This window comes from Bacillus sp. BHET2 (genome assembly GCF_005938125.1).
Taxonomy (GTDB): Bacteria; Bacillota; Bacilli; order Bacillales; family Bacillaceae_B; genus Rossellomorea.
Genome location: NZ_VCQN01000001.1, coordinates 1,764,900 through 1,780,946 on the forward strand (window position 1 = coordinate 1,764,900; position 16,047 = coordinate 1,780,946).

Here is a 16,047-nt window from a genome sequence, read left to right on the forward strand (position 1 = left end):
TGAATAGGGTCCTCATGCATAACTTCAGCCCCCTTTATAAAAAATAAAGAAAGGAGGCTGATGAGCATGAAAAAGGATAATAAAAATGATCAATTCCTTCCTGATACAAATTATGAAGGAAGAGAAAAAGCGTTTTTGGATGTTGACCGATTCATCAACGAGGGAATGTCAGGCGGCTCAGTCCACATGAGGGAACACACAACAAACATCGAAGAAGCCGTTGATATTACAGAATACGAAGAACCACCTAAGTAATAAAAAAAAGCTGCCTAGACTTCCTTTAGGCAGCTTTTCACCATTTAACGGCTTCTGACAAGCATATTGACGGCTTCTTGAATGGCATCTTCTGCATTTCCGCCCTCTTCTTCTGATTCCTTTATGCACGCTTCTAAATTTTTCGCAACGATGAGGCCAATTGTGCGGTCAACTGCAGTACGAACGGCAGATAATTGAGTGACGACATCTTTACAATGTTTTTCATCCTCCATCATTTTCAACACGCCACGTACTTGACCTTCAAGACGTTTCATTCGATTCGTGACTTCTTTAGTATATTCCATATTTGGCACCCCATAAGTATTTATTCATTCTACAATAGTAATAAAATTCGTATACTTTTGCAATTATACACTCTTTGAATACCTGCACTATTTCAGTACAATAGTCATTATAACCTTATTTACTATAATAATGAACAAAGAGGGATCACATGTTCACATCTTTGCGTAAAAAATATCCTACTGCTATTATTCAAGATCATTATCCAAACCGCACAGAAGCAACGAAGGTCTGGTTTACAAACGACCGGGAAGATGAATATATCGGAATAGAAAAAGAGTCGATCACACAACAAGAATTGGATCTATTATATTGCTTGTTTAAGGAGATTAAACAAAAAACCAGAATTGTGAATGATTCTCCACAGTCGTCAGAATGGTATACCTATTTATTTGAAAATGGACCCCAACCCACTACGAATGACGAAGAGTTTCGTATCATTCAGTTTAGCATGAAGGAGAGCTTTGATCAGTTGCAAATGAAAGAAGCGTTTCAACATTTATTACCACACGGCACCATACTGGTTTTTCAAGCTGATCATATGGGTATACTCATTGAAGAAAAAAATGAATGGACGATAGATGAGGAACAATTGCTGTCGATTTCCCACGTCATTGAATCTGATTTTTTCGTCAGTCCCTCTTTTTTCATAGGTCAATTTCGAGAAGTGGACGTTCATTTTCCTCTTTCGTTTACTTACGAACAGGAACTATTTTCATTTTCCAGAACAATACAGAGACAGGCTTTCCTCCAAACGGCTGTGACGGTCCTGCCTGAGTTTGCCCTCCATCATTTGCCGCAACAATGGAAAGAGCATATTTTCAAAAAGGTTGTTGATACCTTTCATGAAGATCCTGAAATGCTTCAAACGGTAAAGGCATTTCTTGAAAATCAATCCAATATCAGTCAGACAGCCAAGAAATTATTCATGCACCGCAACAGCGTTCAGTACCGAATAGATAAGTTTATTGAAAAAACAAATATAGATATTAAAACATTCCAAGGAGGAATTTTAGCCTATTTTGCCTGCTTAAGCTTCCAATCAGTCAACCTGCCTAAAAAGGATTAAGGAACTTTGTGCAAGTTGACCATATCGTTTTGAATTCGCTTTCCCTACAATAGAGTTATAGATGAAAACGATTTCATTTCAAGGAGGAGAAATAAAATGGCTGAACTAAAATTAGAACATATTCACAAAATTTATGATAGTAAGGTAACGGCAGTAAATGACTTTAATCTACATATTCAAGATAAAGAGTTTATTGTATTTGTAGGACCATCAGGTTGTGGTAAATCAACGACCCTACGGATGATTGCAGGACTTGAAGAAATTTCGAAAGGTGATTTCTCCATCGATGGCAAGCGTGTGAACGATGTGGCTCCGAAAGACCGTGACATCGCAATGGTATTCCAGAACTATGCCCTTTATCCGCATATGAGCGTATATGATAATATGGCATTCGGCCTTAAATTGCGTAAGTTCGATAAAAAGGAAATTGATCGCCGTGTACAGGAAGCAGCTAAAATCCTTGGCCTTGAAGCGTTACTTGATCGTAAACCGAAAGCATTATCAGGTGGACAGCGTCAGCGTGTAGCTCTTGGGCGTGCCATCGTCCGTGATGCGAAAGTGTTCTTGATGGACGAACCTTTATCCAATCTTGATGCAAAGCTTCGTGTACAAATGCGTGCAGAAATCGCAAAGCTTCACCAACGTCTGCAAACCACGACTATTTACGTCACACATGATCAAACAGAAGCGATGACTATGGCAACCCGGATCGTTGTCATGAAGGATGGCGTCATCCAGCAAGTTGGTTCTCCTAAAGAAGTATACGATAAGCCTGAGAATGTTTTCGTAGGTGGTTTCATCGGATCGCCTGCCATGAACTTCTTCCACGGTACACTTGAAGATGGACATTTTGTGAGCGGTCATTCGAAAGTATCCGTACCTGAAGGAAAAATGAAAGTTCTAAGAGAACAAGGTCAAATTGGTAAGAGCATTATTCTAGGGGTGCGCCCTGAAGATATCCATGATGAGCCTCTGTTCATCGATACTGCTCAAGGTGCTAAAATCACAGCGAAAATCGAAGTATCTGAATTAACAGGTGCTGAGACAATGCTTTACTCTCAATTAGAGGGGCAAGAGTTTGTAGCCCGCGTTGACTCACGTACGGATATCGTTGCCGGTCAAACGATTGAACTGGCATTTGATATGAATAAAGCACATTTCTTTGATTCAGATTCTGAGTCAAGAATCCGATAATAGCAGAAGAAAAGAGGCCGTCGACGGCCTCTTTTCGATTCTGAAACTAAGTCTGGGAATTAATTAAAACTCAGTTAATTCTAAACTTTTCCCCTCTTCTTCCCCACACCGTATACATGTGAAAAGATGAAGACATTTATCAGAGCAACTACTATTCGGTATCCCATCAGCTAATTGAAGATGTTGTATGTCCATATATGCACTATACTCATCATAATAATCATAATATCTTCCCTGATCCACTGTAGAGTCTCCACACTTCTGGCAAAGTCCCCTATATTCAACGATCCCGTTACATAATGCGCAGGCTTTCATGCTGTGTCACCATACTTTCAATCTAATTCATTGTATAGTGTTATCCTTTTTACAATCACGTTGATTTATGTAGAAAACTTATAGGGATTTAACAGGAATAAATTCCCTGTCACCCTGTTGAATATTAATCCTGAAACAAACCATAATACCTAGTAACAAGGCGGCAATAAGCCTTCTTTCACCCCACCCGATGGGTTATACCATATTAGAATGGTCGCTCATGGAATAGCGTGCTGGTGCAAACCCGGCTAACCCAACCAAAAAACTTATACATTTTAAGGAGATGACAGATTATGCAACAGCAACAATCTCGCAGCAATTCATCTAACCAACTAGTAGCTCCAGGAGCTCAACAAGCAATCGACCAAATGAAATACGAAATCGCGTCTGAATTTGGCGTACAATTAGGACCAGATGCAACAGCTCGTGCTAACGGTTCTGTAGGTGGAGAAATCACGAAACGCCTAGTTCAAATGGCTGAACAACAAATCGGTGGCGGGTACCAAAAATAATTAGCACTTTGATATGAATGGATAAATAAAACCCCCGGTCTTTGGCCGGGGGTTTTCAATTTGTCTCTCTCTTTTGTGAGGGAGCCAGTTCTTCTTATCTATTTATTATGAACCATGCTTTCAGGATCGATCCATTTGTCGTACTGCTCTTCTGTAAGATGCCCTGATTCAATGGCCGCTGCTTTTAATGTGGACCCATTCTGATGGGCCATTTTGGCAATTTGAGCTGCTTTTTCATATCCGATATGTGGATTTAGTGCAGTGACGAGCATAAGCGACTTTTGGACAAAGTCCTCAATGACTTCTTTGTTAGCCTCCAAACCCTTCACACATTTATCGTTAAAGGATTTAATCCCATCAGTAAGCAGACGGACTGATTGAAGAAGATTATAGATGATCACTGGTTTAAATACATTCAATTCAAAGTTTCCTTGACTGGATGCAAACCCAATCGATGCATCGTTCCCGAAGACTTGTGTCACAATCATTGTCACAGCTTCACTTTGAGTCGGATTCACTTTCCCTGGCATGATCGAACTCCCAGGTTCATTGGCAGGTATCGTTATTTCTCCAATTCCACTTCTGGGACCGCTTGCTAACCATCTGATGTCATTCGCTATTTTCATCAGATCGGCTGCCAGCGCCTTTATCGCGCCGTGTACATAAACGATTTCATCGTGGGATGTTAAAGCATGAAACTTATTATCGGATGAAACGAACTTGACGCCCGTTTGCATCTCTAATTGTTTTGCCACCTTATCACCAAAGGTCGGGTCGGCATTGATGCCCGTCCCTACAGCCGTGCCTCCAATGGCTAGGTTGACTAATCGTTGCAAGCTCTCTCTTGTCATACTATAAGAGCGTTCCATCATGGAGCGCCACCCACTAATTTCCTGACCTAGTGTAAGAGGAGTGGCATCCTGTAGATGGGTACGCCCAATTTTTATAATATCCTGGAATTGAATTTCTTTCTCTTTTAATGTGGCAGTAAATTCTTGAAGAACCGGGAACAGCTTTGATTCAATTTCATGATAGGCTGCGATGTGCATAGCCGTCGGGAACGTATCATTGGAGCTTTGAGACATGTTCACATCATCATTTGGATGAACTTTTTCATTTACTCCTTTTTCCCCAAGGATTTCATTCGCACGGTAGGCAACCACCTCATTTACATTCATATTGGATTGGGTACCGCTGCCTGTTTGCCATACCACAAGGGGGAAATGTGTATCCCACTTCCCTTCAAGAATTTCATCACACGCCTGGCCAATCGCCTCCATCTTACCTTGTGAAAGCTTACCAAGTGAATGATTGACGACTGCAGCCGCCTTTTTAAGCTGGGCAAATGCATATGTAACCTCAATTGGCATTTTCTCTGTACCGATTTGGAAGTTTTCTTTACTTCGCTGAGTTTGTGCTCCCCAATATTTTTCCTTTGGTACCTTCATTTCTCCAAGTGTGTCATGTTCTAAACGATATTCCATTTTCAAATCCTCCCTTGAATTTTTCTACTCATTACCATAATTCCACTAATTCAAGCGAACTAACCTTTTTATGAAAATTTCAGTTCTTTCCAGACAGGCTCTTCCCATATACCAACTTGTTTGCCATTCACGCTATAAACAGCACCACTTTGGATTGCATCTTTATTTTCAAGGAGTGTTGTGACAAATAGGGCCACGTCTTCAGCCGTTCCGATTTCCCAATAAGACTCTAATTCTCTCCCTTCTTGAGCGGCTTTTACTTTTGCCTTTTCTACGTGAGGGGAGGTCATATCCGTCAGGGCAGCTGGAGATACGGCTAAGACACGTATCCTTTCCCTTATCAACTCTTGAGATAAGGTTTTGGTCATTCCGATGATCCCTGCTTTAGCTGCACTATAATTTAATTGTCCCATCGTTCCTTTTATCCCTGCTCTGGATGTCATATTCAGGATGACTCCTTCTCCTCCTTCATTTTTCCGGTGTTGAATAAATGGTCTCACAGATGAAAAGGTTCCCTTTAAGTGAGTGGAAATGACGGCATCCCAGTCTTCTTCAGATAAACGGTGTGCCATTCGATCCCTGTTGTTTCCGGCATTGTTAATAAGAATCGTTGCACGCCCAAATTCATTGATCGCTGCTCGTACCAACGCTTCCCCCGTTTCCATGTTTTCAACCATTCCACATACTCCGACGGCCTTTCCTCCTTTTACTTTAATTTCATTTACGACTTCATCAACTGCTTCTTTTCTGGTTCCATTAATGACGACTTTGGCACCCAAATCGGCCAGAGTAAAGGCAAGATTCTTCCCAATTCCCCTTGTTGAACCTGTGATGATAACTACTTCATTTTCCATGTCCATCCTCCTCGTAATCCATTAGATCCCTTCAAATAAAGCGGCCAGTCCCATTCCTCCACCGATCCCAAGGGTAGCAAGACCCCTGGGGCCATTTCGAGTCTTCATTTCATGAAACAGGCGTGTTACAAGGATTGCACCAGATGCCCCGTATGGATGACCAAGTGCCAGTGCCCCTCCCCCGATATTGACTTTTCCTTCAGGCAGGTTCAATTCCCTTAAAGAAGCAATTACTTGACTGGCAAATGCTTCATTAAATTCCACCACATCGATATCAGTGGATGAAATATTGTTTCTTTCATACAACTTCTGGACTGCTGGAATCGGACCGATTCCTAAAAGATTAGGATCGACACCTTCCGCTTTGGCATCTATGAATTTCATAGCGGGTTCGAGACCCAGTTCAAGGCATTTTTCTTTGGATAATACTAAAACGATAGCTGCTCCATCGTTAATGGGACAAGCATTTCCAGCTGTTACCGTTCCCCGTTCTCGGAAGACAGGCGGAAGCTTTGAGAGCTTTTCCAATGATGTATGCTTTCTTGGACATTCGTCCGTTATAATCGTGTTTACGGGTACGATTTCATCTTTAAAGCGATTTTCCTTCTGAGAGCGAATCGCTTTTTCATGGCTCCTTAACGCATAAGCATCCTGGTCCTTGCGGCTTATCTCATACGCTGTTGCTACATTTTCAGCAGCCTCCCCCATTTCCGGATCCCCTATCTCTTCAGGTGAGAATCTTGCTCTTGAATATATTCTTGGAGATTGCATGGGGTTCTCAGGCTTTTCCATTTTCCAGGGAGCGAGGCTCGTACTTTCCACTCCACCTGCAATATACATGTCTCCCGCCTCAGATTGTACAAGTCTACAAGCGGATACGATTGCTTCCAATCCTGAACCACATTGTCGATCTACCGTCACTCCGGGAATCGTGACAGGCAGACCTGCAGTTAAGGCAGAAAGCCGTGCCAGGTTCCCACCTGGACCAACTGTGTTCCCAAGAATGACATCCTCTATTTCATTGGGGTCAATATTGGTTTCTTTAACCAATGCTTTCATGAGTGTGCCTACAAGGATCTCCGGTCTGATATCCTTCAGGCTTCCTCCACATTTGCCTATTGGTGTTCTTTTAGCCCATACGATTACCGCTTCCTTCATTCCGTTTCCCTCCTTAATTGTGAGGTCCGTCCCTCTAACGTGGCATTTCGGTCGATTTTTCCACTTTTTGTGTAATGAAAGGTGGGAAGGGGAACAATTTGTTTCGGGATTTTGTAGTCAGCTATTTTAGCTTTGCAGAATTGTTTCAATCCTTCCATTGTCAAGCTACTATGATTCTTCATCTGTAAGGAACATACGACCATTTCACCCCAATAGCGATCCTCCACCGGATAAACGATGGACTCCACAATATCCGGATGGGTTTGAAGAATGGCCTCTACTTCTTCAGGATAAACCTTCAATCCCCCACTCTTGATCATATTGCTTTCTCTTCCCACAAGGAATACTTCCCCTAACTCATTCTTATAACCGACGTCACCAACAGTCGCTCCATGTGCCGTTAAGACCTTTTGGGTTTCTTCTTCTTGATCAAGATAACCGGAATAGAGCATATGGCTTGTAACGAACACTTTCCCAACCTCACCAATCTTTGCTTCGTGAAAGTGTTCATCAAGAATACGTATAGAAACATCAGGAAAAGGCCGGTGTCCATTTTCCAAGTCTTTCTTGTACATGACAAAACTCAATTCCGATGCCCCGTAGTATTCAAATAAGGAGGCGTAAGGAAAAACAGATAAAGTCTTTTCCTTTGATGCAGATGACCACCCAGCTCCCGATATGATTAGGTTCTGTATACAAGAATATTGTAAGGAATGTGATTGGCATTCCTCCAACAAGGCTTCCACCATGGTGGGAACCCCTACAAACGTATTGATCCCCTCTGTATGTATTCTTTCCACCAAGGACGTTCGATTGAATGTTTCTGCCACATGAAGGGTTGCCCCCATCTGTAAAGTGTGAACAGCGGTAAACAAACTAAGGGAATGACAAAGCGGCCCCGGTGACATGATCGTATCATCTTTTGTCAGATGAAATGTTTCTTCGCAAACTGAAAAGCTTTCTGTCCATGATTTATGTGACCGTGTAAATCCTTTTGGTTTTCCAGATGAGCCCGACGTAAAGCCAACATAGAAGTCTGTCATCGGGTCTTTAGTGGCAGTAACATCGCCAACTTCTCCATTATTGAATAACTGATTAACCCCTATAAAATAATCCTTCTCTTCAATATTCCCTACACAATCTGTAATGATATAATCCGGCGATGCGATTTCATTTGCATCGTTTAGCTCTTCTTTTGTCCACTTTGAATCGATCGGCATAGCCTGCCAGCCATTACGTACGATGGCAAAGAATAATGCAAGAAATGATAGGGAATCTTCCACTTGTATCCCGATACGTTTTTCTTGTTCACCGGTATATTTCAATAGAGCTTGCTGGTAATTCTCTACCAGACCGTACATTTCTTTATAAGTCATGCTCTTTTCCTCTGATACAACTGCCTGCTTATCCGGTTGATGAAGGCTATGTTCTCTTAAGGTGCTTCCAATATAGGTCATGAACTGTTTTCTCCTCTAACATAATGATCAGAAAATTGTCTCTATTATAATGAAATCATATCTGTTTCCAGCCCACAAGTTAAAAAGGCTCAACAAGATAGTGTTTCCACTTTCTTATCAAGCCTTTCTTTCTACGCTGCTTTCTTCTCGTTATGAAATTTTGCTATTGGAGCTGCTTTATGCAGTTGAAGGGCAATAGTTCCAGCAATGACAGCCTTAACTACGTCGCCAGGTATATAGGTTAATGCTGAGATGGCTGCTTGCATCCATGTTAGCTCCGTCACCAGAGATAAGAAAGTTATTCCTCCAACATACACGATGATGATACCACCTATAACATTAAACAAAATCATATTCCAAAGCTTTAAACGGCCCTTGTACCGGTCAACTAGGAAACCGATAACGAATGCCGCAATTGGCCAACTTAGTATGTATCCCCCACTTGGCCCAATCAGGATGGGCAATCCCCCTCTTCCACCAGAAAGAATAGGTGCTCCGATACCCACTAACAGAACGAATAACCCAAGACTCAGTCCCCCAAGCCTAGCTCCTAATACGGCTCCAGCTAACATAACACCAAACGTCTGTGCTGTAATTGGAACTGGTGTAAACGGCAGAGCGATCGGTGGGATCACACCCAGCGCTGCCACAATAGCTGTAAACATCGAAACGAGAATCATGTCTTTTAATCTCATCCAATAACACCCCTTAAAAGTTCTACAATTCAAAATATATGATTTTTCTCGCTATATGTCAACCTATTATTTTTTCCTGTTTACATTTAGAGGCACACTTCGTGAGAAGATAAGTGAATAAGATGGTCTTCTAAAATGGAAAATCAGTAAAAAAGGGGCTGGGACAAAAGGGTTTTAGCCAAAGAAAAATCCGAACAATTATTCGATATTCTTTCATGAAAATCGAAAACGTTCGGATTTTTTATTGTTATTTTAAAAGCATACACAGTGTATTTAACTGGTTCTAGCTGTTGATTGGAGTGCAAGACGAAGACTCCTGCGGGAAAAGCGGAATAGGTGAGACCCCGCAGGAGCGTCAGCGACGAGGAGGCTCGCCTTCCGCCCCGAGGAAAGCGAAGTCTTGCACGGAAATCAACAGCGGTGTCACAAGAAACCCTAACATGGTCTTATATCCTGATTGTTCGTTTTTCGATTATATTGATTTGGTTATGTCCCAGCCTCTTTTTACCTCATTTAATTAAATTCAAGAATTGGCGGGTACGTTCATTTTTAGGCGCCTCGAATACTTGTTGTGGTGTGCCTTCTTCGACGATATAACCGCCATCCATAAAGATGACTTTATCGGCTGCTTCTTTCGCAAATCTCATTTCATGTGTCACAACGACCATGGTCATACCTTCTTCAACAAGATCCTTCATTACTTTCAGGACCTCTCCTACCAGTTCAGGGTCTAGTGCAGATGTGGGTTCATCAAAGAGCATCACTTCCGGCTCGATTGCCAAGGCTCTTGCGATTCCGACCCTTTGCTGTTGTCCACCTGAAAGCTGAAATGGATAGTAGTCCACTTTATCACCGAGCCCTACTTTTTCAAGCAATCTGATGGCTTTCTTCTTTGTTTCGGACTTGGAGCGTTTTTGTACAACTGTCGGCCCCTCCATGACGTTTTCCAAGGCTGTCATGTGTGGGAACAGATTATAGTTTTGGAATACCATTCCTGTTTTTCTTCTTAGGTTAATAAGTTCTTGCTTGGGTACCTTTTTGTTAAAGTTAACGGACGTTCCACCTATTGAAACGGTGCCGTCATTAGGGATTTCAAGTGAATTCAAACAGCGCAGGAAGGTAGTCTTTCCGGATCCTGAAGGTCCGATCAGGACGATGACCTGTCCTTTACCCACCTCTACATTCATTCCCTTTAACACTTCTAGTTGGTCAAATCGTTTCGTTAATCCTTTGATGGAAATCATATTCAATCTCCTTTTATATTACTTTGCAATATATCGATCTAGTCTTGCTTCAATTCGGCCTTGAATGATAGATAGGATAAAGCAGATAATCCAGTAAAGCAGGGCAGCTTCCATATACATGAGCAGGAACTCATAGTTTGTGGCAGCAATTTCCTGGGCTTTCCTGAACATTTCGGTAACCAGAATCAAGGAGGCAAGAGATGTATCCTTCACCAGGCTTATGAATGAATTCGAAAGTGGCGGAATAGATACACGGGTCGCTTGCGGCAGGATGATTCTTTTAAGTGCTTGTGAATAGGTCATACCGATTGAGTATCCTGCTTCCCATTGTCCTTTCGGAATCGATTGAATGGCTGCACGGACGATTTCTGATGAGTAGGCACCCATATTTAATGAAAACGCAATAACAGCAGCAGGGAACGGATCAAACTTGAGAAATTCTATGCCGGTTGAAGGCATACCGTAAAAAATGATGAATAATTGTACCAATAATGGCGTACCGCGTATGGCAGAAACATAAAACCTTGCGATTCCTCTTAGAATCTTGATACTTGACAATCTTGCTAAAGCAGTCAGGACAGCCAGAATCATTCCCAAAACAAATGATATTAGCGCTAGAGGGATAGAATAATACAAAGCTCCCTTTATCATTGGAAGCAGGGAGCTTTGTAAAATATCAATCATTGCTTCAGGATCCTGGTAAATACTACTTAGGAGATACATCTTCTCCGAACCATTTCTCAGAAATCTCTTTGTACGTACCGTCTTTCTTCATTTCCTCTAACGCTTTATTTACTTCTTCCACTAACTTATCGTTTCCTTTACGGAACATTAGCCCACTTTGTCCGGCATCTTCAGCTTCAGCTGCAATTTTGACATTCGCGTTCGGCTGTTTCTTCAAGTAATCCAGAATGGAAATCTTATCGTTCACTGTCACGTCCACTCTTCCCTGTTCCAGAAGTTGGATGGATTGAGACAGGCCATCTACACCTTGGATTTTGGCTCCATTTTTTTCAGCTATATCACGGTAGTTACTTGTCAGGGATTGAGCAGAAGTTAAACCTTTAATATCTTCAAATGACTTAATATCCTTATTGTCTTCAGATACAACCACTACTGCACTTGATTCGATATATGGATCAGAGAAATCATATTTCTTCTCTCGATCTTCACGAATCCCAACTTGGTTGGCGATCATATCGAATCGTTTTGAATTTAAGCCTTCAAACATGGCATCCCACTGAGTTTCTTGGAATTTCGCCTCAACGCCAAGGCGCTTCGCAACTTCACGGGCAATTTCCACGTCAAATCCAGTCAATTCCCCTGATTTGTCATGGAATGTGAAAGGAGGATATGTACCTTCCGTTCCAACGAGTATTTCACCGTCTTCCATTACTTGATCATAAAGAGATGTTTTCCCATCTTCTTTTGAATCACCTTTTGACTCTTCTTTATCATTAGATTGTCCACATGCTGCTAACACCATGGATAAAGTGATTAGCAAAATGATAGATAATTTCCATTTTTTCATTGTATAACCCCCACTATTCTTATCGGATTTAAAATTGTTACGATTGTCATCATAAAACGATACTTGCAATAAGTCAACATAAAAGTTTTCAATTCGAGATTTTTATCTTTTTCCGTATTAGTATGTATCCCCGAATACACAATCATGTAAAAAATCCTGATAATAAGATACACTATTTTTTATAAGTAGTAGGAGGTCATGAAGATGAAAATCGCATTATTCGGTAGTACTGGAAGAGTTGGTTCCGTTGTTTATCAACAAGCAAAGGAGACACATGAAATAAACCGTTTAGTAAGAAGAGAAAGTGCATTAGAGGCTTCCGGAATGGAAATTGTAGGTAATGTGCTGAATGAAGAAGCTGTTAAGGAAACCATCGAGGGCTGCGATGTAGTGATAAGCTGCTTGAATACCGATAAAAATGATGTCCTCTCGAAAAGTATGCCGATCATCTTAAAAACCATGAGATACCACGGAGTAAAACGGATCATCACCTGTGGTACGGCGGGCATTCTTCAGGGAAAAAAGGATTCAGGACTCTACCGGTTCCAGACAAGTGAATCTAAAAGGAGAAGCACCACCGCCGCAGAAGACCATTTAAGAGCCTTTTTAATTTTACAGGCCACAGAAATGGAGTGGACCGTTGTTTGTCCGACCTATTTACCGGATGGAGAAAGGGTAGGGAAATATAGGACAGAAAAGGACGTCCTCCCTCAAGGAGGAAAAAGCATCTCCATGTATGACACAGGGGATTTTATCTTTCAACAACTCGAAAACGATTCATATATCAGGAACCGTGTAGGAATTTGTTATTGAGTGATGGGACGGTCGGATAGCCCCATGGAAATAAAAAAGGGCCAGTTTATTTTGAACTGCACCCTTTTCCCCTTATTTAAAAATCGTTGAAATGATTTCGTCGGTGGTCATCCCACTTTCGACCTCAAATGTACCTGGGCGTAAGTCATTCTCAAGACCACGTTTTTCTACTTCTTTGTAAAAGTCCAGACCACTCTTGATGATGTTCGCTTTCTCAAGTGCATTCCCGACATCGATGCTGGTCATACCTGTAGAAACGGTCAGCATCGTTTTGTAAATAACCTTTCCATCGGTGTTTTGATCTTTTTTGTCTTCTCCATTCTTTTCCTGCTTCTCGTTCATGGCAGCAAGCTGCTTATTCCATTGCTCTTCTGTATGTATGACATAGCCTTTTGAGGTCAGCTGTTTCACCATCTCATCCTCTGAGGGCTTTTCAACTTTAACAGTTTCTTCTGTCGACGTACTTTTCGCCTCTGAAGGACCGAAAAGATAAACAGCTCCGATTAAACTTGTAGCAATCAATAGACCCGCAGCGAAGCTACGCAAAGAATTAGATGTCACTGTCATTGCGCCACTAATCCCCTTTCACCCTTGCCTGAAACGTAAGGTGCAAGCATATGCTCTACCTCATTTGGCTTAAGCTTTGTTTGGGCTGCGATGCTTTCAACTGAATATCCCCTTTTTTGCAGGTCAATCATTTCGCGGAGCATTAAACGTTCGTTCGATGCAGCCGGTGCCGCCCCTGCCTGTTGGGCTGTAATCTCTGCGTCCAGCTGCATATTCCGTAACTGCTTCTCAAGTTCATGAACCTCGTTCAATACCGAGATTGAAACATGCTCTATCTGTTGTTCAAGCTTTGAGTTAGACTGTGTCGTTTTAATTAACGATATAATGAGCAGCAAGACTGCTGCACCAAATAAAATGGCGATTATCCACCCCATCATGGTATCCTCCCTTATTATGAAACTTTTTCATCAATTAAATTATACATTGATATGGGAAGAATTTCGATTTAAAACGTCAAAATAACACAAAAGTCCTGTTTTCCTAACAGAAAATTGTATATTGGTTTGACTTTAAGTGAAAGCCTCAATCTGGATTTGCTTTTGCCGGTGAGCCCACTAAAGAGGATCCTTATTTCCCACACTCGCTTATTATCCCTTGTACGCCTGCTTCGTTTCCATCACAAACATTTCTTTATCCACACTATCCACTGGCTCCTCAAGCTCCATGTCCGCTCTCTTTCTTATGTCTTTAATCTTCCCTTTATCCCCAAGGAGGACCTTTTGAAGTGATGAGGCCATCAAATTATACGAAAGAACGGTTAGGGAAAGGGCGATAAGGGGTACAAAGAGGATCCATGGTGCTACCATCAATTCAAAATAGGCTTTTCCGATATTTCCTGCCCATTCGTTGGAAAGAGAAAATTTCCGGGTTACGCCTATCATGATTTCTCTTTCAATCGCCCCTCCTAGGAATACTTCTAGAAAGCCGAGATGGGCGAATAAAATTAATACCGCTACATTCCGCTGGAAAAACAACAGGATCAGTCTTGGGAATAAGTTTCTCAGTACATGTATCCTGTACAATGACACTCCTCTTGCTCCCAATGTTCTGGCACTAAGGACAAACTCTTCTTGAAGTACTTTTTTTATTTCTTTCGATAGGACAATGATCAACGGCGGAATACCGATAAGCGTGAGGATGAAGATTTGAATGCTTAATACTTTCACAAATGCTTTCTCAGGCTCATCCATGACGAAACTGATTGGCGAAAGGAGCATGAAGGCAATGACAGCAATGGGAATATACACCATGGATTCTACTAACTCTTCAAATATCCTCTGCATTTTTTTAAAGACGTTTATAAAGAGAACTGACAAGGAAAAAGCCAGTACGATTTGAAGAAAGCTGATGATCAATCCAATAATGATGGTATACTTCGCCCCTTGAACGACGTATGACCATAAGGGAATCCCTAATCGATCTGATCCTAACGGGAGAAGCTCAAACGGCGTGAACGGTGGGCCTACCCTTTCGCCATTATGATTAAAAAAACTATACATCTTCACCTTTTCTTCTATAAAAGGTTCATACAAGAAACTCATCATTAATAGCCCTGTTATGAAGAAGAACCCAATGAGGAACTGAGGTTGCTTCCATACATCTTTAAGCATATGTCCCGTCCTCCTTTAAGCCGATGCTCCTTTTCAAACGCACCTCAATCACTGTGAAAACCAGATAAAATGGCAGGAATATGATCGTTGAAATAAGTACGAAGCTCAATCCACTAGACCAGATCAATAGATCCATGATTCCCCTCATATTGAACAATCGTTCTAAAATAAACAGATTGGATAACATAAAGGAAAAAATGACCTTTGATCGATAGAATAAGCTGTAGACCACATTCCGGAAGCTATGGATCACTAATACTTGAAGTGGATTGAGTCCTTTACCGTTTGCAAGTTCTATGTACGGCTTCTGTTCTTCTTCCTTCAGTAACAAAACGATTGTTTTGATTAAAAATACGGCAGGAACAATTGTTAAGCAGGTGACAGGTAACAGATACAGTTCCTCGTCCATCATTGCGATTTCCCCTATTAAAACTCCGGTATGACGGAAGTACACAACGACAGACAACTGAACCCCAATGATGATGAATACATCCGGAAGCGATTCGAGTATGTTCACCAGGCTTAAGACTGCACGTTGAATCCATTTAGAAGTAAGAGAGATAATTAAACTTACTAAAAAAGCGGTTACTACTGCTAATCCCAATGAGAACAAAAACACTTTCATAGAATAAACATATCTTTCAACCACAACCTCCTGCAGTGGATATTCCTTATTGAATACAAACAACACCCACTGATCCTGTTGAAAGACCCCTGTGAACACATGATAAACCCCCAACAGATACTCCTTCGGATAAAAACCGAAAGAGTTCCCCTTGCCATCCATCATCAAGTAAAATAATTCTGATTTCCCTCCTCCATAAAATAAGACAGGCAGTACACTAATCAGGATGAACCCTGAAATGATCAGCAATAATTGACGAAATATCTTCATGATTTCCCCCTTGTCAAATCTCTGTATCTTAATAACTGTTCTGGTTAAATAGGGAAATACCCTTTTTTTGGATAATAGAAAAAAAGAAGAA

Annotated in this window: 18 protein-coding genes; 5 read left to right on the top strand and 13 right to left on the bottom strand. The window is 41.4% G+C overall.

Annotated elements, in window-relative coordinates; all coding sequences use genetic code 11:
• Positions 1-66 precede the first annotated feature (66 nt).
• Positions 67-255, top strand: a complete 189-nt coding sequence (locus FGG79_RS08965) for a hypothetical protein (protein ID WP_138777351.1) — start codon at positions 67-69, stop codon at positions 253-255.
• A 44-nt stretch (positions 256-299) separates the two neighbouring features.
• Here the strand turns inward: FGG79_RS08965 and FGG79_RS08970 are convergent, their stop codons facing one another.
• A complete protein-coding gene (locus FGG79_RS08970) occupies positions 300-560 on the bottom strand; it encodes a metal-sensitive transcriptional regulator (protein ID WP_138777352.1) in 261 nt (86 codons plus the stop codon).
• A 149-nt stretch (positions 561-709) separates the two neighbouring features.
• On the opposite strand from FGG79_RS08970, the gene FGG79_RS08975 reads away from it, so the two are divergent.
• The 3 genes from FGG79_RS08975 (at position 710) to FGG79_RS08985 (ending at position 3,648) form a co-directional block, all read left to right on the top strand.
• Positions 710-1,627 carry a PucR family transcriptional regulator gene (locus tag FGG79_RS08975; protein WP_138777353.1) on the top strand — a complete coding sequence of 306 codons (918 nt, stop codon included), beginning with the start codon at positions 710-712 and terminating at the stop codon, positions 1,625-1,627.
• A gap of 96 nt (positions 1,628-1,723) precedes the next feature.
• Positions 1,724-2,821, top strand: a complete 1,098-nt coding sequence (locus FGG79_RS08980) for an ABC transporter ATP-binding protein (protein WP_138777354.1) — start codon at positions 1,724-1,726, stop codon at positions 2,819-2,821.
• Positions 2,822-3,429: 608 nt separating this feature from the next.
• Positions 3,430-3,648: an alpha/beta-type small acid-soluble spore protein gene (locus tag FGG79_RS08985; RefSeq protein WP_034763234.1), complete on the top strand. Its 219-nt coding sequence runs from the start codon at positions 3,430-3,432 to the stop codon at positions 3,646-3,648.
• A gap of 98 nt (positions 3,649-3,746) precedes the next feature.
• Here the strand turns inward: FGG79_RS08985 and fumC are convergent, their stop codons facing one another.
• The 8 genes from fumC to FGG79_RS09030 all read right to left on the bottom strand — a co-directional run bounded on the left by fumC (position 3,747) and on the right by FGG79_RS09030 (position 12,071).
• On the bottom strand, positions 3,747-5,132 hold the full coding sequence (gene fumC, locus FGG79_RS08990) for a class II fumarate hydratase (protein ID WP_138777355.1): 1,386 nt from the start codon (positions 5,130-5,132) through the stop codon (positions 3,747-3,749).
• Between the two features lie 68 nt (positions 5,133-5,200).
• Positions 5,201-5,986 (bottom strand): SDR family NAD(P)-dependent oxidoreductase, encoded by a 786-nt coding sequence (locus FGG79_RS08995; protein ID WP_171050849.1) that lies wholly within the window; start codon positions 5,984-5,986, stop codon positions 5,201-5,203.
• A 21-nt stretch (positions 5,987-6,007) separates the two neighbouring features.
• Entirely contained in the window at positions 6,008-7,144 is a 1,137-nt protein-coding gene (locus FGG79_RS09000; RefSeq protein ID WP_138777357.1) for a thiolase family protein, read from the bottom strand.
• A complete protein-coding gene (locus tag FGG79_RS09005; RefSeq protein WP_138777358.1) occupies positions 7,141-8,601 on the bottom strand; it encodes an AMP-binding protein in 1,461 nt (486 codons plus the stop codon). Before FGG79_RS09005 ends, FGG79_RS09000 begins: the two co-directional genes overlap by 4 nt.
• A gap of 131 nt (positions 8,602-8,732) precedes the next feature.
• Positions 8,733-9,296 (bottom strand): biotin transporter BioY, encoded by a 564-nt coding sequence (locus FGG79_RS09010; protein ID WP_138777359.1) that lies wholly within the window; start codon positions 9,294-9,296, stop codon positions 8,733-8,735.
• 509 nt (positions 9,297-9,805) lie between these two features.
• Positions 9,806-10,540, bottom strand: coding sequence for an amino acid ABC transporter ATP-binding protein (locus FGG79_RS09020; RefSeq protein WP_138777360.1), 735 nt, complete (start codon positions 10,538-10,540; stop codon positions 9,806-9,808).
• An 18-nt stretch (positions 10,541-10,558) separates the two neighbouring features.
• Positions 10,559-11,263, bottom strand: coding sequence for an amino acid ABC transporter permease (locus FGG79_RS09025; protein WP_138777361.1), 705 nt, complete (start codon positions 11,261-11,263; stop codon positions 10,559-10,561).
• Positions 11,247-12,071 carry an amino acid ABC transporter substrate-binding protein gene (locus FGG79_RS09030; RefSeq protein ID WP_138777362.1) on the bottom strand — a complete coding sequence of 275 codons (825 nt, stop codon included), beginning with the start codon at positions 12,069-12,071 and terminating at the stop codon, positions 11,247-11,249. Before FGG79_RS09030 ends, FGG79_RS09025 begins: the two co-directional genes overlap by 17 nt.
• 204 nt (positions 12,072-12,275) lie before the next feature.
• Here FGG79_RS09030 and FGG79_RS09035 point away from each other — a divergent pair, with 204 nt between their 5' ends.
• Positions 12,276-12,884, top strand: coding sequence for an NAD(P)-dependent oxidoreductase (locus FGG79_RS09035; RefSeq protein ID WP_138777363.1), 609 nt, complete (start codon positions 12,276-12,278; stop codon positions 12,882-12,884).
• A gap of 72 nt (positions 12,885-12,956) precedes the next feature.
• Here the strand turns inward: FGG79_RS09035 and FGG79_RS09040 are convergent, their stop codons facing one another.
• The 4 genes from FGG79_RS09040 to FGG79_RS09055 form a co-directional block, all read right to left on the bottom strand.
• The gene (locus FGG79_RS09040; RefSeq protein WP_240794225.1) at positions 12,957-13,451 is read right to left on the bottom strand and encodes an endolytic transglycosylase MltG; all 495 of its coding nucleotides are present in this window, start codon (positions 13,449-13,451) and stop codon (positions 12,957-12,959) included.
• The gene (locus tag FGG79_RS09045) at positions 13,448-13,825 is read right to left on the bottom strand and encodes a hypothetical protein (protein ID WP_138777364.1); all 378 of its coding nucleotides are present in this window, start codon (positions 13,823-13,825) and stop codon (positions 13,448-13,450) included. The genes FGG79_RS09040 and FGG79_RS09045 overlap by 4 nt, the downstream gene beginning before the upstream one ends.
• Before the next feature lie 213 nt (positions 13,826-14,038).
• Positions 14,039-15,061: an ABC transporter permease subunit gene (locus FGG79_RS09050; RefSeq protein WP_138777365.1), complete on the bottom strand. Its 1,023-nt coding sequence runs from the start codon at positions 15,059-15,061 to the stop codon at positions 14,039-14,041.
• Complete coding sequence (locus FGG79_RS09055; RefSeq protein WP_138777366.1) at positions 15,054-15,956, bottom strand: ABC transporter permease family protein; 903 nt, start codon at positions 15,954-15,956, stop codon at positions 15,054-15,056. Before FGG79_RS09055 ends, FGG79_RS09050 begins: the two co-directional genes overlap by 8 nt.
• Positions 15,957-16,047: the final 91 nt, after the last annotated feature.